The 21,793-nt window shown below is 66.6% G+C and carries 19 protein-coding genes; 7 read left to right on the forward strand and 12 right to left on the reverse strand.

What is annotated here, in order from left to right:
- Positions 1 to 394 precede the first annotated feature (394 nt).
- Positions 395 to 841 (reverse strand): hypothetical protein, encoded by a 447-nt coding sequence (locus tag DWB68_RS13185; RefSeq protein ID WP_119425586.1) that lies wholly within the window; start codon positions 839 to 841, stop codon positions 395 to 397.
- Entirely contained in the window at positions 834 to 1,214 is a 381-nt protein-coding gene (locus DWB68_RS13190) for a hypothetical protein (RefSeq protein WP_119425587.1), read from the reverse strand. Before DWB68_RS13190 ends, DWB68_RS13185 begins: the two co-directional genes overlap by 8 nt.
- 389 nt (positions 1,215 to 1,603) lie before the next feature.
- Here DWB68_RS13190 and mobF point away from each other — a divergent pair, with 389 nt between their 5' ends.
- The gene (mobF, locus tag DWB68_RS13195) at positions 1,604 to 6,112 is read left to right on the forward strand and encodes a MobF family relaxase (RefSeq protein ID WP_119425588.1); all 4,509 of its coding nucleotides are present in this window, start codon (positions 1,604 to 1,606) and stop codon (positions 6,110 to 6,112) included.
- Positions 6,113 to 6,465: 353 nt separating this feature from the next.
- Positions 6,466 to 6,672 (forward strand): hypothetical protein, encoded by a 207-nt coding sequence (locus tag DWB68_RS13200; protein WP_119425589.1) that lies wholly within the window; start codon positions 6,466 to 6,468, stop codon positions 6,670 to 6,672.
- 53 nt (positions 6,673 to 6,725) lie between these two features.
- Here DWB68_RS13200 and DWB68_RS13205 read toward each other — a convergent pair whose 3' ends face one another.
- The 10 genes from DWB68_RS13205 to DWB68_RS13250 form a co-directional block, all read right to left on the reverse strand.
- A complete protein-coding gene (locus DWB68_RS13205; RefSeq protein ID WP_119425590.1) occupies positions 6,726 to 7,364 on the reverse strand; it encodes a hypothetical protein in 639 nt (212 codons plus the stop codon).
- 20 nt (positions 7,365 to 7,384) lie between these two features.
- Positions 7,385 to 8,083 (reverse strand): hypothetical protein, encoded by a 699-nt coding sequence (locus DWB68_RS13210; protein WP_119425591.1) that lies wholly within the window; start codon positions 8,081 to 8,083, stop codon positions 7,385 to 7,387.
- Positions 8,080 to 9,804, reverse strand: coding sequence for a type IV secretory system conjugative DNA transfer family protein (locus DWB68_RS13215; RefSeq protein ID WP_119425592.1), 1,725 nt, complete (start codon positions 9,802 to 9,804; stop codon positions 8,080 to 8,082). Before DWB68_RS13215 ends, DWB68_RS13210 begins: the two co-directional genes overlap by 4 nt.
- 50 nt (positions 9,805 to 9,854) lie before the next feature.
- Positions 9,855 to 10,445 carry a hypothetical protein gene (locus DWB68_RS13220; protein WP_147391680.1) on the reverse strand — a complete coding sequence of 197 codons (591 nt, stop codon included), beginning with the start codon at positions 10,443 to 10,445 and terminating at the stop codon, positions 9,855 to 9,857.
- Entirely contained in the window at positions 10,429 to 11,997 is a 1,569-nt protein-coding gene (locus tag DWB68_RS13225) for an ATP/GTP-binding protein (protein WP_119425594.1), read from the reverse strand. Before DWB68_RS13225 ends, DWB68_RS13220 begins: the two co-directional genes overlap by 17 nt.
- Positions 11,994 to 13,631 carry a hypothetical protein gene (locus DWB68_RS13230; protein WP_119425595.1) on the reverse strand — a complete coding sequence of 546 codons (1,638 nt, stop codon included), beginning with the start codon at positions 13,629 to 13,631 and terminating at the stop codon, positions 11,994 to 11,996. The genes DWB68_RS13225 and DWB68_RS13230 overlap by 4 nt, the downstream gene beginning before the upstream one ends.
- 5 nt (positions 13,632 to 13,636) lie before the next feature.
- Positions 13,637 to 15,640, reverse strand: coding sequence for a hypothetical protein (locus DWB68_RS13235; RefSeq protein WP_119425596.1), 2,004 nt, complete (start codon positions 15,638 to 15,640; stop codon positions 13,637 to 13,639).
- On the reverse strand, positions 15,630 to 16,373 hold the full coding sequence (locus DWB68_RS13240) for a hypothetical protein (RefSeq protein WP_119425597.1): 744 nt from the start codon (positions 16,371 to 16,373) through the stop codon (positions 15,630 to 15,632). The genes DWB68_RS13235 and DWB68_RS13240 overlap by 11 nt, the downstream gene beginning before the upstream one ends.
- A complete protein-coding gene (locus tag DWB68_RS13245; protein WP_233548813.1) occupies positions 16,373 to 16,726 on the reverse strand; it encodes a hypothetical protein in 354 nt (117 codons plus the stop codon). The genes DWB68_RS13240 and DWB68_RS13245 overlap by 1 nt, the downstream gene beginning before the upstream one ends.
- 91 nt (positions 16,727 to 16,817) lie before the next feature.
- On the reverse strand, positions 16,818 to 17,699 hold the full coding sequence (locus tag DWB68_RS13250; RefSeq protein ID WP_147391681.1) for a MinD/ParA family ATP-binding protein: 882 nt from the start codon (positions 17,697 to 17,699) through the stop codon (positions 16,818 to 16,820).
- Positions 17,700 to 18,199: 500 nt separating this feature from the next.
- Here DWB68_RS13250 and DWB68_RS13255 point away from each other — a divergent pair, with 500 nt between their 5' ends.
- The 5 genes from DWB68_RS13255 to DWB68_RS16030 all read left to right on the forward strand — a co-directional run bounded on the left by DWB68_RS13255 (position 18,200) and on the right by DWB68_RS16030 (position 21,564).
- Positions 18,200 to 18,697 (forward strand): helix-turn-helix domain-containing protein, encoded by a 498-nt coding sequence (locus DWB68_RS13255; protein WP_119425599.1) that lies wholly within the window; start codon positions 18,200 to 18,202, stop codon positions 18,695 to 18,697.
- Positions 18,672 to 19,217 (forward strand): hypothetical protein, encoded by a 546-nt coding sequence (locus DWB68_RS13260; protein WP_147391682.1) that lies wholly within the window; start codon positions 18,672 to 18,674, stop codon positions 19,215 to 19,217. Before DWB68_RS13255 ends, DWB68_RS13260 begins: the two co-directional genes overlap by 26 nt.
- Positions 19,218 to 19,232: 15 nt before the next feature.
- A complete protein-coding gene (locus DWB68_RS13265) occupies positions 19,233 to 20,429 on the forward strand; it encodes a M23 family metallopeptidase (protein WP_119425601.1) in 1,197 nt (398 codons plus the stop codon).
- Between the two features lie 484 nt (positions 20,430 to 20,913).
- Complete coding sequence (locus DWB68_RS13270) at positions 20,914 to 21,276, forward strand: helix-turn-helix domain-containing protein (RefSeq protein ID WP_147391683.1); 363 nt, start codon at positions 20,914 to 20,916, stop codon at positions 21,274 to 21,276.
- A 72-nt stretch (positions 21,277 to 21,348) separates the two neighbouring features.
- Complete coding sequence (locus DWB68_RS16030; RefSeq protein ID WP_147391684.1) at positions 21,349 to 21,564, forward strand: hypothetical protein; 216 nt, start codon at positions 21,349 to 21,351, stop codon at positions 21,562 to 21,564.
- The last annotated feature ends 229 nt before the right edge of the window (positions 21,565 to 21,793 follow it).

Below are 21,793 nucleotides of genomic sequence, written 5' to 3' on the forward strand. Positions count from 1 at the left end.
CGAACCTGCGCTAACCTGACCACGCGACCTGAGGAATTCCGATGAGCAACTCTGGGGAATTTCGATGAGCGCCATCAAGCTACTGACTCGCGCCGTTGACGGTTGCGAGCTTCAAGGTCCAGCCTGGCGGAGTCTCGAGTCGCATTGTTTGTCGCTGCCGCCTGCTGCCGGATCTGCCCGGCGGCAAACACCAGAGCGACAGTGCCTGCGATGCCTCCGATCCATGTTCCCCACGCTGCCCAGTCGTCGGCCGTATGAGGCCGAATGTATCGGGGCTCTGGGAGCGTGACGTAGTAGAAGATCACGGCGATGCTGCAGAGGTAGACGCCGAGGAGGGCGACGGGCACCCAACGCCCTTGGCGCCACCACTTCCCGTTCTGTTCTGGGCGCATGATCAATCCAGTGTTGCTTCGGGGTCGATCGAGAGCAGCGCTTCGTAGACGGCCTCAGTGATCGCTTCATCCGAGGTGCGCGTGTAGTACGAGCCGGTCTCGTCGTCGACGACGTGGATGGTGAGGCCGAGCCAAGCGCGGGCGTAGTCGGTTTCAACGGGCAGGCCAGTGAAGCCGGCCTCTACGGTGGCGAAGACTTCGCGGGCGTCATCGTCTACTTGGGCGGCGAAGTGCAAGTACAACGCAGCTGCCTGCAACATCGGCAAGCACGCCCCGTCCTGCGGCCCGTTCTCCTGCGTGGGGATGGTGACGCTGGCGCGGGGATCGAGGAGCTGGCGCACGCTTGCGGGGCGGGAAGCCGCGGCGCTGTTGATCATCGCGTTGAACCGCGCGGCCAGCAGTGCTGAGCTTGTGAAGTCGTCAGGGTCGACGACCGGGTTCTCACTCATCGCTCTCACCCTCATCCGGCTCCGCGGTCGCGGGCTGCTCCGGTTCGGCACTCTTGGCCGCGGCGGTGACCTCGGCCGTGCTGATGCCGAGGCGTTCGGCCACGGCGCGCTTGGCCTCGCCGGTGGCGAGCATCGCCACGACGACGCCGGCGGCTTCCTCACGCGCGGCCGCGGAGTCACGGTCGGCTTGCTCGCGCAGCGAGGCGATCTTCTCTTCCAGCTCGGTCTCGATCGCCTCGATGCGATCGGCGGCGACGAAGTAACCGGTGGCGAGCTCGATGAGCTCTTCGTTGCGGCGGGTGATCTCTTCGGCTCGCGCGCGGGCCTTCTCGCGGGCCGCGAGGGCGGCGGATGCCTTGCGTGGCTTGCTCATGTCTTTGTCCCCAATCTCTCATTCCCGCCCTAACGGTCAGCGCACCAGTCGCTTCGCCGGCTTCGCCGGGACGCTGGCGCTTCGCGCGAGCGGACTTCGCAACGCTTAAGCCTCTTCTTTGCGGTGCCCTTTCCACACGTGGACAGCCCCTGAGCTTTGCTCGTGGCTCCGGCCTGCCCACCTGTGGAAAGCCCACCGCTCCTGCGCCTTTGAACAATCGACTCGTTACCGAGTCTCATGTGCAAAGCCGCATCACAGTGTGATGGCCAAATCTTACTTGTTCAGCCTGACCCTGTCTCTCGTTCCTCGGACAGGCTGAACCATCCAGATCTGTCACACCTCATGCATCATTGATATGTGAGGCCGTCCCCGCGTACCCTGGCGGAGTGATGACCGTGCACAAGCTCAGTGCCGGCGACGGGTACACGTACTACACGCGTGAGGTCGCCAGTGGTGATGAGCTGCGCGCACCAGGGCGGAAACTGGGTGACTACTACACCCTTTCCGGGAACCCTCCGGGGATGTGGGGCGGCCGAGGTGCCGCCCTTCTTGGCGTCTCGGGCGAGGTCACCGAGGCACAAATGGAGCTGCTGTACGGCCAGGGACTGCACCCACTCGCGGGCCAAAAGAACCCGGCCACTGGGGCCGTGATTCCGGCGAAACTGGGTCAGCGGTTCAAGCGCACCAACCAGGGCGACCCTGAGCTGGCCAAGCGCATCAACGAGGCCATGGGTGACTTCACCCGCCTGCAGAAGCGCGAGCCTGACGCCGATGAGCGCCGCAAGATCCGCACCAAGGTGGGCGGTCAGTACTTCCGCGAACAGCACGGACGCAACCCCTCATCGAAGGAAGAGCTCTCCCAGTTCCTCACCCGCCAGGCCAAGCCGGCAGGCAACGCTGTGGCCGGCTTCGACCTCGTGTTCTCCCCTCCCAAGTCCGTCTCCTTCCTCTGGGGAGCCTCCACTGATGAGGCCCGCGAGGCGATCGAGAAGGCCCAGTGGCTGGCCATCCAGGACACGATGACGTTCCTGGAGGACAACGCCACGTTCACCCGCAAGGGACGCAACGGCGTGCGCACCGAAGCCGTCCAAGGCGGCTTGACCTATACCCGCTTCCGTCACTTTGACTCCCGCACGGGCGACCCGCAGCTGCACGATCACGTCGTGGTCTCCAATAAGGTGCTGGGCTTGGATGGCAAGTGGGGAACCCTCGATGGGTCCCAGCTCTACAAGTTCAACGTGACCGCCTCGGAGCACTACAACCGCCGCATCATCGAGCGCGTGAGCGAGTTCCTGAACGTCGCTCCGGTGATGCGTCAGGTGCCTGGCAAGCAGCCGATCATGGAGATCGGCGGCGTGCCCATGGCTGCCATCGAGGCCGCCTCTTCGCGCCGCGCGGACATCACCGCCGACCTCGATTCCCTCGTGCAGAAGTTCACCGCCGAGCACGGCTACGCCCCCAGCAAGAAGCAGATGATCCGCCTCTCCCAGCAAGCCACGCTGGCCACGAGGCCGGATAAGAAGGAGGGCAAGTCCCTCCAAGAACTCACCCGCGGATGGAAGGACAAGTTCTTCCAGGTGGACGGCGTCGACGTCGGAACGCGCGCCCTTGAGCGGGCTCAGCGCTACGCCCGACGCAACCCCGAACTGGCCGCCGGCGGGCGCTTTGAGCTCGACGTGCAGGGCGTTGGCAAGGCCGCCAGCGACGTGATCGAGAAGGTCCAGTCCCAGCGTGCCGTGTGGTCCAAGCACCACGTGGAGGCCGAGACCCGCCGCCACCTCGGGGCCATGGCCGGGGCGCAGATCGTCCCTAACGAGCTGATCTCCACCGTCGTGACCGAAGCCCTGGGAGGTCAGTCCCTGACCGTCACACCTCCCACTCCGGTGCCGGCCCCGGTGCAGGGGGCGGTCATGGACGTGTCCGTGTACCAGCGCCCCAACGCCACGCTCTACACCTCCAAGAGCGTCCTCGAAGCCGAATCATCCCTCCTGGATGCGGCCTCCACCTCGGTGATTCCGGCCGCCGGCGTGCAGACCTTCGAGAAGGTTCTCGCCTCCCACGAAGGACCCCTGGATGAAGGGCAGATCGCCCTCGCCCGAGCGTTTGCCACCAGTGACAGGCTGCTCGTGGCGGGCATCGGCCCGGCCGGTGCGGGCAAGACGACGGCGATGTCCCTGGCCGTCGATGCGATCCACGCAGCCGGCGGCCGCGTGATCGCGATCGCTCCCACGGCGGTGGCCGCGAACCTGCTGGGCCAGGAGGTGGGCGCCGAGCGCATGACCATCGACGCCCTCTTGATGAGCAGGAACCAGCCCTCGGAGACGTTCGTGCCGCTCAAGCCCGGCGACGTCGTCCTGCTCGATGAAGCTGGCATGGTCGGCACCCCACAGTTCGCCCAGGCCGTCGCCCTGGCCTCCGAAGCTGGCGCCGTGGTGCGCGCCGTGGGCGATGACCGCCAGCTCGCAGCCATCGGCGCCGGCGGCGCGCTGCGCCTGATCGACCGCGAAGTCGGAGCCGTCCGGCTCGAGGACGTGCACCGCTTCCGACACGAGGACGGCACCCCCAACACCGAAGAAGCCGCCGCCTCCCTGGCGATGCGCGAACCGGCCGCCACCGGCCCGGATGCGCCCTGGGCCTACTACCAGGACGCCGGGCGAGTGCACGCCGGCGCCGTGGAACTCATGGCCGACGAGGTCTTCGCCGCCTGGCAGAAGGACACCAACACCGGGCGCACCTCGCTGATGCTCGCCCCGAGCAACGAACTCGTGGCCGGCCTGAACCTCAAGGCCCAGACCTACCGCATCGGCACCGGCGAACTCGACCCCGAGCACTACGTGGGCATCCGCGACGATGCCCGCGTGCACGTCGGCGACCTCATCGTCACCCGCAACAACGACCGCCGCCTGGCCTTCAGCCAGGGCCGGGACTTCGTCAAGAACAACGACACCTTCACCGTCACCGCCCTGAACAAGGACGGCTCCCTGACCGTGCAGCACACCCGCCACGGTGCCACCGCGACCCTGCCGGCTGAGTACGTGCGAGCCCACGTCATGCTCGGCTACGCCTCCACCGTGCACCGCGCCCAAGGCATCACCGTGGACACCGCCCACGCCCTGCTCACCGCCACCACCGACCGCGCCGGCGCTTACGTGGCCACCAGCCGCGGACGCTACGAGAACCGCGTCTATGTCGGGCTGCAGGAGAACGAGAACCCCGCCGACGTGCTCGCCACGATCGCCGCGAACCACGAACCCGTCCTCACCGCGCACGGGGCCATCGAGCACGAACGCGAGAACGCCCGATCCCTTGCCAAGCTCGCGGAGATCTACCGGGACGTGTACGACATGGCCCACACCGAGCGCGTGAAGAACACCATCCGTGGCGCCCTCGGCTCCGACGCGGCCGACGTCGTCACCTCTGACGCGTTCGGCGCCGTGCGCACCCATATGGACCAAGCCCAAGCCGCTGGCCTGGACCCGGTCGTGCTGCTGCGCAACGCCTACGAGAAGCGCGAAATCGTCTCCGGTGATGACCCGGCTGCCGTGCTCGCCTGGCGCATGGAAGCCCTCGCCACCAACTACCGCGCCCAGATCGCCGGCGCTGGGGAGCGACCTCTGGCCAATGTCCCCGAGGCGCACCTGCGCGCGCTGCAGGCCCGCGCCAGCGAACGCCTGGGCGAGAGCATGGCCACGCCGCGGCAGCTCGTGGAAGCCGAAGCCGTCGAGGCCGGCGTGAAGCCCTACACGCACCGCCTGTTCGGGCACCTCACGGACACCAGCCTCGAAGCGCGCATTGAGTACGCCCAAGACCAGCAGGCCCGGCAGATCCCCTCCGACCCAGAGAATAAGTCCGCGCAGCTGGGCTGGGAGATCACCCGCCTGCAAGAAGAGGCACGCCTACGTCAGGTGATGCCGGCGCCGTTGCATGAGGCTGAAACCCTCATGCGCGAACAGCCCATGCACCAGCTCGCCGCCGAGACCGTCCTGGCCCGGATCAACACCGAGCTGCAGCTGCGCACCATCACCGCCCCCGAAGCGCTAGCGCGCCCCGTCGACGACACCGAGCGCGTGGGTGAATGGCTCGCGCCCACCGCAGATCTTGTGCACCCGGACATGCCCACGCCGTGGCGCACCCAGCTCGAGGGATACAGGGAGACCGTGGCCACCGAACACGCCCGTGTTGGAGCGAACCTCGCAGCCAACCCGCCAGTCTGGACCGATGCCCTCGGCCCGGTGCCCTCCCGCCCGGACCGCGCCGAAGAGTGGAGGACCCTCGCGGCCGACATCCAGGCGTACCGCCACACCTACAACATCCCCGACTCCGAGACCGCCCTCGCACCCAGGGAGCATCAGGCGCGTCCCGTCGTCCAGGAGCTCGCCGCTCGCGCGACCGCGCTGCACAAGCACTCGGCGCTGACCAACCAGCCAGGAGCGTCCGAGCAGAACCGCCAGGGCAAGGCCAACCGTGCCGAGGACGCCGCGCGACCGAACATCGAGCCCACTGAGGCCGAGGCGTTCGTCGCGCAGCTGCGCCAGGAGCGCGAGGCTCAGCGAACGGCCGCCACACGGCCAGGCGAAGACGGGCCGGCGCCGGCCGGGGAGAGCCCCGAGGCGAAGCGGGCGCGTCTGCGCGCCGCCGTCGCGGCGCTGAACACCGAGCCCGGAACCAAGGCCACCGAGAAGATCGAGCCGGCCAAGCCCGCGAGCCGTCTCGCCCAGGCCCGTGCCGAGCTCGAGGACATGTGGAGCAAGCGCCCCGCCCCGGACGCGACCCCCAAGCCGGCCAAGAAGCCCGAATCCGCGGCCGAGGCCAGCAAGAAGGACGACGAGGCCCAGCGCCGGCGCCTACGCGACACCCAGCAGCCCACCCGAGACATCGGCGGCGGCCCCCAGCTGTAGTGCCCGCGCCCGGCCGAACGGGCTCCGTGGGTGAGGGCGGTCCGTCGTGAGGGCACAAAAAAGGCGGCCCCTCGGGGCCGCCTGGCCGCATCAAACGGAAAAACCCGGACACGAAAATACGATGTGGTACGATGGCCTTTGGCTGATGCCCTGTTCGCAGCAGAGCTGAAGCCGAAGAAGATCCATCCACACATCGGGAGGTATGTCTGACACTCACCAGGAGTGCCGTGTTGTATCTGAGAGTCTTTGCCAAGTCTCTACGTTTATTTTACACAATAATGAGCAGACTTCAAGACGGTCGTCCCTGATTAGCTGAGATGTCATTATCCTCCCCTGATTTCAAGGGAGTCATTATGACCGAGAAAAACAAGGCCGCGGCCGCGGCAGGAAGCACGGTCAAGAAGGCCTACCGCGTAGGGGTGATCGCAGTCACCTGCGATCGGATCTGGGCGTTGGCTCAGAAGCTCTGGGGGTGGACCTTGGAGATCTGCCGCGGCTTGGCCGAAGGGATCAACGACGACCCGGGGAACTTCCCCGGGCCTGACCTGATCCTGGCCTGACGTGTTGTGGCGTGGGGCATCACGCCCCGCGCCACAACCTCCGGGCCCTTCCCTCATCGCGGAGGGGTGCCGGGGGTGAACCGCACCCCTGAAGGCATGTGCTCTTCCACCGCTTTCACGTGTAGCGGGTTGCGCGCCGATCCCCGCTGGTCCGTGTACTCCTGGCTGAGAGCCCACCCCAGCGGCGAGAGCACATAGAACACGGACAGGAGCAGCCCGCGCGCTGCAGCTCCGACGTAGCGCCCGACGTTCTGCACCTCCCACGAAAGCTCACCGTGGCGCATGAGCACGTCTCGGATGGCCCATCCGGCCAGGATCACGAGCCCGGCCGCCACGATGCCTAAGACCACCCACAGCCATTGCGCGTATCCGCTTTCGCCGATGATGACGACGGAGAGCAGGACAGAGGCTCCCGCTCGACTCAACGGACCTGTCGTGACGAAGAGAGCGGCGACCATCAGGCCGCCGACACCCACGCAGGCCACGAAGAACCCTCGCTGGGCTATCCACTCCCCGACTGGCGTCGTCCACTCTGAGGGGATGGCCAGCCAGTCCAACGCTCGCCCGAGCTGCTGCAGGGGCTTGAGCCCGTTGCCTGCCCCGAACCCCGCGGCCAGGAGCAGTGCGCTGCAGACGAAGCGGTACACGTTGTCCAACGTCAGCTTGAAGAAGCGCTCCACGAACTCCACCACGTCCCTCCCTTCCTAGCCCGTCACACCTGCGGCGACCAGGGGCGCGGCTGCCAGCCGGCCGCTTGCGCAGAGAACTCGCCGGCCACACCCGGCGCCGGCGGCACGACGGGGAGTTGGTCGGTGCGCGGGGTTGGTTCGTGGCTGTCGCCGCGGTCGAGCCAGGTCCGGAAGGACACCGGCGGGGTGATCGGGGAGACGGGGCGTTCGGTGCGCTCCTCCTCGTGCCTGACGGTGCAGCGCTCCCAGCCGTTGTACTCGCGCGCCATGCGGATGGCGTTGGGCATGTAGTTCGTGGACCAGTAGATGGCGTCAGCGCTGTCGGCTTCGTGGCCGTAGTTCGCTGCCCGCCACGCATAGAACAGGTCCAGCAGGAGCATGCGCCCGTGCGGGTGCAGGTACCAGCACTCGGGGATGCGCAGGTCGTTCGCGGCATAGGGCGCGTAGTTGGCGTTGAACCAGATGACCCACTCGGCGACCTTCTGCCATTGCAGGGCCGCTTCCTCGTCGTCTGCTTCGCGCAGGTTCCAGGGGTCCGGGTCGAGCGGGTCTGCCTCGGGGGTGGCCTCGTCGATGCGTTCGGTGAGCTCGGTGAGAGCGTTGGTGTGCCCGTCGACCTGCCCGGCCAGGCTCTTGACCTTGGCCAGGAGCTCGAAGACAACGTCCTCGAGCTCGCCTGTGCCGATCGCCTCAGTCTCTGGGGTGGTCTCTTCCTGCGTCATCGGCCGGCCTCCTCAACAGCGATGCGCCCGGCCAGCGCTTCGGCCTGGCGCTTCTGGTCCTTGATGCCGGCGGCATCCTTGCGCTCGAACACGGCCTCGAGGCGTACCACCGTGGGCGGGACGTTGCGATAGACCATGAGTGCCTGGCCGACCTCGAGCTGCTTGAGCTCTTCGGCTCGCATCACGGCCTTCTCCGCGGTGCTCACCGTGCGCGATCCGCCGCCGCGGCCCACGGAGTAGGAGGAGCGTTGCTCGTCGCGCACGCCCATTTCCTCGGCGTACTCCTTCAGGTTGGAGGCCTTGAGCCCGGGGAGGAGGAACTTCACGTTGGCGGTCTCCTCGATGGTCTCGGCGACTTCGCGGCCCCAGCGTGAGACGTTCTGGGAGAAGGACTGGCTAAAGCCCAGCACGCGGATGCCGCGCCCGCCGGAGTCGGTGAGCACGGAAGTCATGTCCGGTAGGGCTGCGACGTTGGGGGCCTCGTCCAGGAGCATCGACAGCGGAGGCCAGAGCCGCCCGCCGGGGCGCTGCTGGGAGAGGCGCTTAGCGGTGCGGAAGACGTAGTCGGTGAACATGGACACCAGCGGCGCCATCCGTGAGTCCGCGCCGTCGGCCAGGACGTACAGGGTGTTGTTCCCGGCCAGGAAGTCTTCGGCCTTGAACGCGATCGAGGTAGGAACCCGGAACTGGGAGAGCACCCGTTCGGAGACGAGCGGTTCGACCAGGCCCATGAGGGTGGCCTTGATCGAGTCCTGCGTCTCCCCAGCACGGGAGGACAGGCGCTCCTTGAGGTGGCCGGTGAACACGTCGTTGTATCCGAAGCCCGTGAGGATGTCGACGGGCTCACGGTTGCCAGGGTCCATGATCCACTTGATCACGTCGCCCATGTCCTTGTGCCCGATCGCGGCCGCGTGCAGCAGACGCCCGAGGACGGCCGCGGCCTGGCCGGAGAACCAGTCCCCGTTCTTCGTGCCCTTCATCGGCGCAGCCGAAGCCCACGCCAGACCCCGATCCAGGGCCTCGTTCTGGTCCTCACACCCGGAGATCGGGTTCCACCGGACCTGATCAGGCCAGTTGGAGATCTGGTCCAGGTCGAAGACGGCCACGCGGCCCTTCTCCTGGCGGGCGATCGCCGTCCAGAACAGCACGTCCACCTTGGTGGAGGTCGTCAGCACGGGGCCGATGGCTTCCAGGATCGCGGGGACCACGATGTAGAGGGTCTTGCCGGCGCGCTGCGGGGCGTAGCACCAGCCCGCGTCCTCCCACTGTGCCCACAAGGCCGTCTTGCCGTTGTAGGCGACCTTCACCACCACGTCTTCGTCCTTCACATCGGGCGGGACGTCTAACGCCTGGCGGGCCTTGCGCGCGGCGGGCTTGAGCCCCATCACCGAGAGGATCGAGCGACCCACGGGGGTCTTCTCGTTCTTGCCTCGGTTCAGCAGCGGGGCGATGAGGAAGTAGTAGCCGAACGTCAGCACCACCATGATGCCGATGAGCAGCACCACGAGCAGGATCGTGGAGCCCGTGGACCAGTGGAACTGGCCGGCGGTGGCGTACTTGATCAGCTCGATGGGGTTCCAGGAGACCTTGGAACCCTTCACGGGCATCCAGGCCTGGCCCCAGTTGATCGCCGCCAGCACCACAGCCACGACGGCGGCGATGAATACCCACGCCATGATCGTGGAGCTGGCCCCAGAGGAGCGCTTCGGGGTGGAGGGCATCGGTGTCTCCTAAGACTGAGATCGAGCAGGACGGTCAGAAGAGGTGGCTCTCACCACTCGGGATCGAGGGGCCGCAGCAGCAGCACTGCCGCGTAGTCCTCGAAGGTGTACCCGGAGGCGTCGACCACCAGGTCAAGCAGCACCGGCGCCGCTGAGTCCTCCAGGGCGTCGAGGTCCTGGCGCAGCCGGAGCTGATCAAGGCCCTGGAGCTTGGCGGAGAACAGATGCCCGCGCTCGTCGCGCACATGCACTGTCGGATCGTTCTGTGCCCAGAACTCGGCCTGCCGGTACTCGTGGAACTCAGCCCAGGGCCAGCCCTCCCAGTCCCGGCACTCCTCACCGACACCGGCCCCACAGGCTTGGCACGCCAGGCTCAGGAACGTGCCAGGGAAACGCAACCCCGCCTCGTCCAGGCTCACGGCCGAGGCCGCGAGCACTCGGGGAGCCGGCAGCCAGGCAACGAAGCTTCCCTGCTCGGTGACCTCCGCCAGCAACGCCACCTCATCCAAGGGGTTGCCGTGGCCACCGCGCCGAGCCAGGTAGTGCCCACCCTCATAGGTGACGTGGTGACGATTCGAGCGCTCCGGCGCCTGACTCGGCGACGCAAGAGCGGACGGGTGCGTCTTAGGCTGCGAGGCCATTGGACTCACGCTCCTCACGGGCGCTGTGGACGAGCATGGCGGTGTCCGTATCGGTCAGGGCCACTTCCAGGTCGGATCGGGTGTGCTTGAGGTTGATGGCTGGGTGCTTGCCGATCTTGAACAGGCACTCACCCCGGTTCAGGTGCTTGATGGTCGCTTCACTGCCCGGGGCCAGATCGAAGAACTCCACAGCGGAGAGAGCGTCTTGGTTGCGCTTTTGCATGTAGACGGCCACGGTGGAGCACTCCTTCAAGATCGTCTCGGCGGCAGAGTTCTTGGGGATGTCAGAGACGTGGTGGAAGGCGAACCAGTTGCCCAGGCCGATACCGCGGGAGACCTTCAGGTTGCGGCGGATCACGGTGGCGACCATGCCGACCACGACGTGCCAGGCTTCTTCGATGATGAAGTGTGTCTTGCGCCCTGCAGCGCGCTGGGCGAAGAGGTGGTTGGCCAGCCAGGTGTTCACGACCATCATCACCAGCGGGATCGCCGGCCCGGACTCGGGCAGCTGGGAGATGTCGAAGACCGTCAGCCCGGCGCCCAGGCGCACGGACTGGCTTGTTTCGCCGTCGAAGAGGCCGGCGAGGTCGTCACTGACCATGCGTTCGATCTCGAAGGCCATGTCCAGGCCCCAAGCCCGCATCGCGGCGACGCCCTCGTGTACCAGGGCGGCATCGTCCTCGTGTGGGTCGATCAGGCGGGCCATGAGCATCCGCAGCGTAGGGACCTTCCCAGCCGCGGCCGCGTCCAGGCGGGCGCGGCGGTGGGCGGTGCGCAGCGCCTTGCCCTCACGCGGGGTGAGGGTGCGATCCATGATCGTCTCGATCATCACGCGCACCAGCCGGTTCTGGTTCTCCGGCCGCGGGGCGTTGGCGTCTTCCTTCTCCTCGAGGCGCTGGGCGTCGGAGGAGAGCGGGTCAATGTCCAGGTACGGGGCGACCTCATCGTCCAGGACGTTCAGGCAGGTGCCGCCGGTGCCGATGCGGAAGGTGATGGGCTCACGCCCCATCAGGCGCGACAGGGAGGCGTATTCGCCCTCGGTGGCGTCCGAGCCCTGGGGCTTCTTATCCACCACGAGGACGTCGCGGCCCATCAGCAGCGGGCGCAGGGTGCCCCAGGTCTTCAGCAGCGAGGACTTCGAGGAGCCCACGTCGCCGATGATGCACACGTTCGGGTCGTTCACGAGCTCCGGGTAGGACACGAAGGGGTCGTGGATGATGATCTGCCCGGAGTCCTCATCAATGCCCACGATCAGCCCGCGATGGTTCGTCGGCGCCCACGGCACCGCCAGGTTGGAGACCTCCATCTGACGGGTCGTGGACAGCGCCCCGATCGGGGCCGGGTCATACATTCCCAACGCCGAGCCGATCGTCAGGCGCCGGCCGGCGTCGAAGGACGCCCACGGCTCCGACTGCCCACCGGCCACGGCCCGCTCCGCCCGCTCGGAGCGCACCTTCTTCGAGGTGCGTGCCGGGCGGTTCTTCTTGCTCTTGCGCGAGCTCACCTCATCGGCGGCGGCCGCCGGCTTTGGGGTGCGGGTGAAGATGCTCATCGGATTCCCCTTCCCAAGGGCATGACGGCCGCCAGGGCCAGGTCTTGTTTCCCGTCGAGCCATTCGATGCGCTCGATACCGGCGTCGAAGGCTTGGGCCTCGATCTGTGAGGAGACTTGGTAGAGCTCTTCCTCCGAGGCCACCGTGAAGGAGATGTACGCGGCCCACTCAGCACCGTGGTGCCCGGAATTGGGCTTCAGGTCCATCGCGCGCTGCGTGTCCGCGCCCAGCAGCACCTCTTCGGTGCCGTCGCCGACCTGGCCGCGCTTGTCGCGTTCGCGCTTGCGGGCAACGGAGGTGGCGCGGCGGCGGCGAGCCTTGCCGCGGGAGATCGCGGCGTCCTCGAGCTTGTTGATCCAGGAGACCGAATGCACCACGGCCGGCTGGATGGTGGAGACGAACTGGTTCATCGTCCGCACCGAGATCTCATCGCCTGCGAAACCGTTGCGGGGGATGTAGCCGGTGCGCGTGTACGCGCGCCCGTCGGCCACGACCGCCTCGCGGGTGATCGAGCCATCCAGGTGGGAGAACACCGTCTCGGGGGTGACGGCGACGGCGTCGACGTCGAAGCGGTAGGGGTTTTGCAGGTGGGCGAGCAAGCCCATGAGCATGGTGCCGTCCACCGGGCGGAAGTCCTCGAAGGAGCCACCCATGCGGCCCTTGGCCATCAGCGTGTGCGCTTCCTGGGCGATGCCGCGTTCGCGGGCGTCCTCGTAGCCGGCGAAGCGTCGGTCCAGACGCGAGAGCGCCTCGGACCTATCAAAGCGCAGCACGACGTAGGAGCGGTGCTGCTCCCCGACCCGGCGGGCGTCCGTCGTGAGCTGCTGGTAGGAGCGCAGCACCTCTTCGCTCACGTGCCCGTCCACGAAGTCTTTGAGCCACATGACGTGATCGACCATGTCGGCCGGGACCGAGCGGGTGAAGGACTGCACGTGCGAGACCGGGTGCGTGCGCCGGGCCGCCTGCGCCAAGAACCCTGCGCCCCAGGACAGGAATGGCACCTCGGCCACATCGGACTCCACCGCCCCCAGGGACTTGCCCTGCACCTCAAACACCACCGAGTAGTAGGCATCGGCGGTGTTGGCGTGCCGGGCGACCGCGATCATCGACCCGTCAGGGCAGGGCACCTGGCGGATCTGGACCTTCCCGAAGAACAACGGAGCCGCCAATGCCTGCGATGAGCGCTCCTTGGCGCGCTTCATCGCCGCCACGAGCTGTGCCGGGCGCTCCTGGCTGGCGCCGGGCGCGGCCGGGGCCGGCTGCTTGGCCTTGCGCGCTGCGAGCACCGCCTTGGCGTGCTCACGGTTCGCGGCCACCCGCGCGGCCGCTTCGGCCTCGGTCTGAGGGTCAAAGACGTTCGTGCCCTGGCGTGCGCGCACCCTCGTGTAGATCGCCTCCGTGAGAAGGGCGATCACCGAGCGCCCACCCAGCAGCGGCGCCGGCCACGAGAGCAGCAACCCCGCCCCGGCGATCGCCGCGGCGAACACCAGGGACCACAGCGAAGACATTCCAGTCAGCAAGACCGCCGCCGCGATCAGACCGGCGCCGATCAGGAACCAGGTCTCGGGCTTGGAGCGGCCACCGATCAGGCCGCGGCCCTTGAGCTCTCCACCAAGTGCAACGCTGCGTGCCATGACCCCTACTCCTGTTCCTTCGAAGCGGGGGCGCCCTTGAAGTTCCCCCACGAAGTGGGCATCTGCCCATAATCACTAGCCGCGCGGCGGGCCGCGCGGGCGCTTTCACGCCCAGCCCACAGCGCCCCCACCAGACCCGACTTGATCGCCCCACCAGTCGCACCTGCAGCCGTCGCCAACGCCGAAGAACCACCCCCGCCGGGGCCGGCGTTCAAAGCGGCGCGGCGGCCACCAGAACGAGCGCCAGGGGCCGCAGAACCGCCAATGGAAGTGGTGCTGCCCGGGGTAGCACCAGGCTCCCCGGCAGAAGCTCCCGTGCCCTGCTTACTGACTGAGCCGCCGGCGTTGGTCCAGGCCGCGCCACCGCGGCGCTGCCGCGCACCGGCCCCGGCGGTGCCGGTGGCTGGGCTCGCGGACGAGGCGCCACCAGCGGCAGTGGAGCCCGCCCCGGACCCGCCGCCCCAACCGGCCTGCGTGCCCGAACCCGCCGAGCCAGAGCCCGGAGCGTTGAAGGACTGGCCGCCGCCCTGGGTACCGGCGCCGCCGCCGTGGGAGTCGGCGGCCGCGCGACGTCGCGCGCGCCCGTTCTGCTGCAGGGTGCTGAACGCCTTGCCCGCGCCGCCGGTCACCGCGCCTGCCACACCACCGGCCAGCACGGCCCCGCCGGTGCCGGAGGGGACGTCGTCGGCGTCCAGGACCGGCATGAACTTGAACAGCAATGCCGGGGAAAGGGCCAGCATCAGCAAGATGATCCCGGTGGCGGCCAGGGAGCCGACGTTGACCAGCACGTCATCGGTGCCGGTCTTGAACGCAGGGGTGGCGGCCAGGAGCGAGAACGCCCCGCCGAGCAGGACGAACACGATGGGCTTCATGAAGATCATGACCACGACCACCGAGCCGATCTTCGCCAGGCGCGGGCGCAGGCTCGGCACCAGGGCCAGGCCCCACAGGATCGCCACGGCCAGGCCGGCGAAGCCCATGAAGAACGGGCTCAGCAGCAAGAACACCAGCAGGCCAAAGGCTCCCAGCAGCAGAATGCCGAAGAGGATCACGGCCAGCACGGACCCGAACCAATCGGTGGACTGCATGGCACCGAAGCCAGCGATCACGGAGACGAAGTTGTTGATCGCCCCAGCAGCCCAGCCTGAGGCCCCATCCGTCAGGCCGGACGACCACTTCTGCGCCAGGCCCATCAGGCCCGGGCCGAAGATCGCCAGGAGGAACCCGCCAGGCAGGTAGTACATCATCGAGGTGCCAAAGGAATCGTCAGAGACCTTCCCCTCGCCGTAGCGCTTGAAGAGCAACAGCATCATGAAGGTCATGACCACCACGCCGATGCCAGCGAACGCACCCCACACGCTGCGGAACTCCTTCGAGTTCGCATCCAGACCAGTGACGGAGGTCAGGGAGGTGAGCACCTGCTTGGTGCCCTCCACTGACTGCGTCTTGAAGTCATTGGCCAGGTTATCCAGGGCGGTCTTGGGGTCCGCGATGAACTTGGCCACGTCGATGGCGTTGCTCACCCCCGTGACCTTGCCCAGAATCGCGAACGCGGCCATCAGGGTGGCGTCGTTGGCCTTCTTCATGCCGGCGAGCACCTGGTTCGCGCAGCCCTTGGCGAATGACTCACTCGGGGAGCCCTGCGCGATCGCCAGGCAGATCTTCGTGTCCGGGACCTTGCCCTGGATGAACTCATCGACGTTCTCGTAGGCCTTCGTCAGGCCAGCACGCACGACCTCCTCACACCGATCCTTCACCCCCAACTGATCTCTGAAATCTGCTTTCTCGCATTTCTTCTTGGCGTCTTCGATGATCGCTTCGTCGCGGACCTTGGCCTTGCCGGCCGCGTCGAGGCTGTTCCAGCGCTTCCACTGATCCGCGTTCATCCCCGAGGGCGGGTTATCCGCCGCCGAGGCCGGAGCCACCGGCGTGGCCACGACCAAGAAGGCCACCAAGGCGGCCATCAGGACATTCAGCGCCGTGCGCCAGCTGAGCTTCTTACTGAGCATTGGAGACCTCGAACCAACCGTCGCGCGAAAGCGGCTTGCCCTCATCGGAGGTGAAGAGCCGGTTGATCACCTCCGGGGTGATCTTCACGAATCCCTCCGACGCAGGTTGTGACACCTCCTGGCCAGTGTCGAACTCGTAAAAATCCGGGTACGTCTCCTTCCAGGTGCCATCGACATAGTTCACCTGCACAGCAGTCATGCGTGTCTCAGCAATGTTGGTTGAGGGACGGGTGTCGGTTGAGGAAACGGCCAGGACCACCAAGGCACTTTGCCCCTCAGTGCACTTGGCGATATTGAACAGTCCAGGTGCTGCAACGTTCACTTGCAGGGCACCGGGGGCGGCTTCTCCGATCACGGTCGAGACGAAGTACAGCTTGCTCGTCACGTCGTCTTGGGTTGCATAGATCATGGGTGCGGTCTTGGTGAGCGCGTCCATGTCCGGCTTCTCCGCGGAGCGGCCGAAGGAGTAGTAGTTCAGGGCGGCTTGGGCGGCTTCTTGGCAGGAGGGGCCGTAGCCGACGCGAGTCTTACCGTCGGGCGCGAGCTCGCGCCCGCCTTCACCCACGCGGATGGGTGAGACGGGGAAGCCGTATTTGCCTGTCGTTGCGGCGCCGGTGGACGAGGTCTCGGGGCCGGCCGTGTTCTCGGGGCGGTTCAGGACCACGGTGAGGATGACGGCTGCGACGATGACCACGATCAGGCCGGCGCCCATGATCCACCAGCGCCGGCGCATCAGAGCATCCCGATCACGTTGAGGATGGCACCGACGATCACACCAAGCGCGGCGATCAGGGCGAAGGCCAGGGCGGAGCGCTTCAGGCCGGTGGCGCCGTCTTCCATGTCATCGCTCATGCCGCGCTGGCGTGCGGCGGCCCAGGAGGCGCCGTTCTTGATCATGAAGAACACGGCCACGACCAGGGCCAGCGCCCAGGCGCCGCCGAGGATCAGGGAGATTGCGTTGGTGAACTTCACTCCGAAGACGTCGAGCTTCGGGGTGACGCCCTTGAGGGGGTTGTCGACCTTGTCGGCCAGGACAGGGATGGTGCCAAGGGCCAGTTCGGCCTTCATGGCGAGGGTGGTGATCATGGTGGTTTCTCTTTCTTGGGTCTTCCGCGCGGATGCCCACCCGCGAGGTGCTTGGGTTTCACCCTCAGGCAGTTGTCTGAGGTGAGGAGGGTTAGGGGTGGGTTTTGGCCCAGGTGTTCGCCCCGTCAGCGACGGCGGCGGCGATCTTCTCGTAGGCGCGTACCGTCACAGGGCGGGCTTGGGCCCAGTCCACGGTGGAGCCGGAGGCGAGCTGCGGCTCGAACGGCGCATCAATGAACGTCGCAGAGGGGCCGAAGATCTGCACGAGCTGGCCGCGCATCACCCGCGCTGCCTTCGCATCGCCGGTTCGCCCCGGGACCAGGACGACCACGGCTCGTTCGTAGAGCTCGCGGTAACGCAGATTTCCGGTAGTGGCGGTGAGGGTGTCGAGCTGCTGGATCATCTGCAGCACGGAGCGCTGTCCCTTGCCGGTGAGGTGCATGGGGATCACGAGCTGATCGGCCACGTCCAGGGCGGCCAGCCAGTTCGGGGCGATGGTGTTGTTGCCCGTGTCCAGGATCGTGAGGTTCCAGAACCGCTGCACGGTCTCCAGGATCGAGGAGAAGTTCTCCCGCGTGATCATCTGCATCCGCGCCGGGTCGTGGTGCGAGGCCAGCACTGAGAAGCGGCTGTTGCCCTGGTGACGGGTGAAGGCCCGCACGTCCCCTGCACGCACACCCGCGTGTGAGAGCGAGTCCAACGCCTCGAGCAGATCCGTCACGGTTCGCGTGGAACCATCGGACTGGGCCAGGGCCGCGAGGGTGCCCATGGTCTCGTTGTTATCCCACGCCAGCACGGCGTGCTCGCTGCGCGTGCCGAACGTCGCGCCCAGGGCCAGGGCCGTGGGCGACTTGCCCTCTCCCCCGCCAGGGTTGGCGACCATGATCGTCACCGGCCGCGGGAACACCCGCTGAATCGTGGACACGTGCTCACGGCTCGCGGCCTCCACCTTGCCCGGGGCAAGCTTGATCAACCCGCCCGTCAGCTTTGAGAGCCCAGCGCGCCACCCCTCCTGTGCCGGCAACGGCTTCCCCACAGGGACCGGCGCCTGCAGCGCCTCCATGCGCTCAGCCAGACTCTGCGGCTCAGGGGCCGGGGCAGGTGCGGGGGCGGTGGGCTGTACCTCGCGCGCGCGCTCGCGCGGAACGGTGAAGCCCCCAGAAGGTGCTGCACCGTAGCCCACGGCCGGGTAGGCAGTCGCGTCGGCCTGTTCGTCCGCCGCCTGCTTTTTCTTTGCGTTCGGGTCTAGAGATTGCACAAGAGCATCCTGTGGTCGCTCCATGCCGGGCCAACTAGTCATCGAAACCCCCCTCGGGTTTACAAATTCTTTGAGCTAGTTACATGACAGTGTAAGCTTGCTCTGATTCAACTCTAACACTATTCTGATTGGTAGGGGCAGGGCACAGATGATGGAAGAACGGTGTCAGAGTAGGGTTTGGGGCTGACGCTTCCCCCAAGGCAACGGAGTTCCACATGGACGGGCTTGAAAAGATGCTTGAGGGCTACCCGGCCTTCTTGTCGATCCACGAGATCTCGGAGGTGCTGCGCAATGACGTTGATGCGATCCGCAACCGCCTCCGCGACGGACTGCTGCCGGGATTCCAACCGATCGGCCTGCGCTGGGCCATGGCCAAGAGCGAACTCATCGACTACCTGCGCTCCACCCGCAACACCACCAACGGCACTCTCACGGGGGATGCCGCTCCGAGCCGAAGCGTCGACGAGATCCTCGACGAAATCCTTGAGCCCTACCCGAACTTCCTGAACGTCCCCGAGGTCTCCGAGATCCTGCGCATCGACCCGGCCGCCACACGCGTGAGGCTGAAGGAAGGCACCCTTCCCGGGTACCAGCCCACCGGCCAACGCTGGATCGTGGCCAAGTCGGAGCTGCACGAATACCTCGCAGGGACACACAACTCCCGAACACGAGCGAAAGACCACGACGATGAACCCGACTCCGAGGACATCTAAGAACGCACTCACCGCCTCGGCGGCAGCCCTGGTGCTGCCGCTGCTGCTGGGTGCTTGCTCCGCCAGCACCAGCCAGCCAGCATCCTCCGCCGCGTCCACCTCGGGCGCGGCGGTGCCGTCTCTGCATCACGACGAGGGCTCCGACCTCGGCCTGGAAGGCCCCACCGGCTCCCCCACCCCCGTGAGCACACCGGCTTGGAACAAGGCCGAGCAGGAGCGTGCGGCCGACATCGCCCACCGGGCCGCGGCGGCGTTCGTGGATACGAAGGTCTCGGCGCAGATCTGGCGACAGAACCTCGCCGGCTTCCTCACCCAAGACGCCCAGGCGCTGTACTCCACGGCCTCCAACGAATCCATGCCCTACGGAGCCGTCACCAAGGTCGGCGCCCCGGTCCAGGACAAAGCCCACCCGATGTTCATCGACGTACCCGTCCAGGTCGAAGGCGGGGCCCTGACGATCAAGCTGCAGTACAACGACGACTACACGAAGCTGCTGGTCTACAAGATCGATCCGGCCTAAGAACGGGCGCAGATCATGAAGAAGCCTGCCGCGATCGCCACCGCCGCCGTCCTCGCCCTCGGCGGGGTGCTGGCCATCCCCGTCCTGCTGGATAACCCCACCACCCCCGCCGCTCAAGCGGCGGATCAGTGCGGGGCCGGCGCCACCATCGGCACCGTGAACGTCTCCGCCCTGCCCGTGCAGAACGTTGGCACATACGGGGCCAAACAGCTGCGCAACGCGGCCATCATCATCAACGAAGCCTCCAAGGCCGGCGTGGGCCGCAAGGGCGCGGTCATCGCGCTGATGACCGCCATGCAGGAATCGACCCTGCTCAATCACGCCAACGACGGCTCCTTCATCCGGCCCGCCACCTCGAGCGTGCTCAGCGCGGCGGCGTGGGCCAAGGCCCGCACCGTGGCCATGGAATCCATGAAGTACCCCCACGAAGCCGTCGGCTCGGACTGGGACTCCATCGGCCTGTACCAACAACGCCCCTCCGCCGGCTGGGGCACCGTCGAGCAGATCATGAACCCCTCCTACTCCGCAGCCACCTTCATGCAACGCATGAAGAAGATCCCCGACTGGGAACACAAGGCCTACGGCCAGGTCGCCCAGGCCGTACAGATCTCCGCGTTTCCCGACGCCTACAACAAGCACCAGAGGACAGCAGAGAAAATCATCGACGCCCTCGCCCTCGCCGGCGTCACCGTCACCGTCACCGATGCCACCGACGCCGGCACCAACCCCGTGCCGGGCTCCTGCGCCACCAACACCGGAGGCTTCTACGGCACCGTCTCCGCCCAGGGTTGGGTGCAGCCAGTGAAGACCTACACCGGCACCCCCTCGGGCTTCGGAGCCCCCAGGGCCGGATACCTGCACATGGGCGAGGACTTCTCCGCCCCCAAGAACACGCCGATCTATGCCACAGCAGACGGCAAGGTCACCCGATCCAGCTGCTCCGACCTGGCCGCAGGCCGCTCCCCCTGCCAGATCCAGATCGACCACGGCGACGAGAACGGCCAACGCATCAGCACGCTCTACGTGCACATGTTCGCCGACGGACTCATCGCCAAAGTCGGAGACCAAGTCAAAGCCGGCGACCACATCGCCAACGTCGGCACCAACGGCAACTCCACCGGCTACCACCTGCACTTCGAAGTCTGGCGCGACAAGACCCCCATCTCCCCCATCCCCTTCCTGCAAGCCCACGGCGTCACCCTCAAACCCTGAGCCCGATTCGAGCAATGTCGGACGCTCTGGGTAGGGTGTGGCCTGGCTTAGCTCATGGGGGCTGAGTCCCGAGGAGATCGGGGGATCCTCCGCGGAGACGAACGCGCAGCCCTGAGGCTTGCGCGAAACGTCAGAAGAGGCCCACCGCGGGAGCACAAACCGGTGGGCCTCTTCCCATATCCCGACACCACGCCCACAACGGTCCTCGACATACAAAGACAACACCGTTACGTTTGCGGGGTGCGGCCGATCGAACGTTCGGTTCCCCCACCGGTCGCTCTCACCGCACACCACAGCGTTCCTTCTCCCAGGGGGACGCGCGTCGAAGGCCCCCACCCCTGTCCGGGTGGGGGCCTTTCGCGTTTTCCCACTAAAAGAACTCATCACCGTCCGCACTCTCGGCGCACTCTCAGGCGTGTCCGCCTCAGCCGTACGAGCGCCACTAGAGTATGCATTATATGTTCTTCCTTTGCATCATGCATAGGTGCATGGCAAACTGGTTGGAGCAGGTCGCCATGATTGGGGAATGCATGATGAGCAACAAGTTGGGTCGCGCCGGACAGAAGCCCGCAGCGTGATGGAGCGGCTAAACGCGGCCTTTGATGGCGCCCGCGATCTTCTAGAAGGGCTGGACGCGGTGGAAGCGCGCGTGCTCAACGAGCCAGTCCCCCAGGTTCTTCTGGACACGGCATCACGCGTACAGGAGGCAAGCCAACAGCTACAAAGCGGCCTCCGTGAGCTCGTGGAGTACATGATCGAGGACCGCGGGGTGTCACGGAAGAAAGTGGCAGAACATCTTGGGCTCAGCCCAAGCACCGTTGCCCGATGGATGCAAGAACGGGAGTAGACACGCCGCACCAGATCCCGTTACGGAAACCGTTAACGTGCGAACCTGTTCCAGGAACCATCAGGAGGAACCATGCCTAGACCGTCAAAGGGCGATCGCAAGCCTGTGGCTGTCCGCGTACCCCGTGAGGTGCACGAGCAGCTCATGGAGATCAAGCGCCTGACCAACGTTGACGTGACTGACCAGCTCTCGGGGCTCGTCATCGACTACGCCTCCCGGGCCCTCCGTGAGGCACAGAGCTCACACAAGTCCACGCTGTTCGAGGAGGCTCACGCCAAGAGCGCCTAGAACGAGAAGAGCCCCGCCGAAGCGGGGCTCTGTAAAAGTCTCGGAACCGAATCACCCTCAGAGTTTGGCGACCACGAGGTGATTGGGTCCATCAACTACACCCTCCGAAGGAGGACTTTGTTGTGCCCAGCATACCGCTGGTGTTGCCTGACGCAACATCAGGGGGGCGTGTTGACAGCAACTTCACACCGCCCCTCTCCCCCGCCGTCGAACAGCGCACTGCTGGAAC

The organism is Galactobacter valiniphilus, from assembly GCF_003575975.1.
Lineage (GTDB): Bacteria > Actinomycetota > Actinomycetes > Actinomycetales > Micrococcaceae > Galactobacter > Galactobacter valiniphilus.